This window comes from Phytobacter massiliensis JC163, from assembly GCF_000321045.1.
GTDB lineage: Bacteria > Pseudomonadota > Gammaproteobacteria > Enterobacterales > Enterobacteriaceae > Phytobacter_A > Phytobacter_A massiliensis.
The window spans coordinates 1-750 of the sequence record NZ_CAEO01000187.1 but is presented as its reverse complement, the minus strand read 5'-3'; the positions used below and the strand labels follow the sequence as shown (position 1 = coordinate 750).

The window sequence follows — 750 nt, the reverse complement described above, 5'->3', positions numbered from 1 at the left end:
TAAAACCAGGCGTCGCCGCCGTGCAGGAGCCAGCCCTCCGGGCGCTGAATGGCAACCCCGGCGTGCCCCGGCGTATGACCCGCCAGCGGCACCAGCAGGATCTCCGGGGGCAGGCCGCGCAGCGCGGTCACCGCTTCGAAGCCAAACCATGTTTCGCCCTGCGCGCGATAGCCCTCCCAGCCGGAGGCGCCGCCCCACTGCCCTGGCCGGTAACGTTCGCGGCAGAGCCAGCTATGGCGCTGCTGCGCGGTATCGATTTCCTGTTGTAGAAGGTGTACGCGGGCGTGGGGAAAATCGGTCAGCCCCCCGGCATGGTCAAAATCAAGATGGGTAAGAATGATATGCCGGACATCCTCCCCGCGAAAACCCAGCGCTTCAATGCGCGACAGCGCGGTCAGATCCTCACGACGCTGGATATTGTTCATCAGCCGGAAAAAGCCCGGCAGCCGTCGCGGCTGGCGCACATCGTCGCGGCCAAAGCCGGTATCCACCAGCACCAGCCCGTCGCTGTCGGTCTCCAGCAGCAGGCAGTGGCAAACCAGATGCGCATGCAGCCCTTTGCTGAATCCATCATAGAGCGCGCCCCCCAGCGGACACATGCAGCCACAGTTCAGATGATTAATTTTCATTGCGCCCCCTGCTTCTGCGTCTGTTCCGCTTTACCGAAGTGGCGCGTGTCGCCCTGGCCATGTTCGCCACTGCCCTGCACCCGCTTAAGCTGGATAGTCTCGCCCCGCTCCCAGGCATTCG

The 750-nt window shown here is 64.0% G+C and carries 1 protein-coding gene and 1 pseudogene; both read right to left on the bottom strand.

Translation table 11 applies throughout. The features are described 5' to 3' along the window. Nucleotides 1-629: MBL fold metallo-hydrolase (locus ENTHG_RS00135; protein WP_044172039.1), on the bottom strand; the 629-nt coding region annotated here is incomplete at its 3' end. Next, nucleotides 626-750, bottom strand: a pseudogene (locus ENTHG_RS25625) (DUF1264 domain-containing protein); the annotation flags it as partial. The pseudogene ENTHG_RS25625 and the gene ENTHG_RS00135, both read right to left, overlap by 4 nt.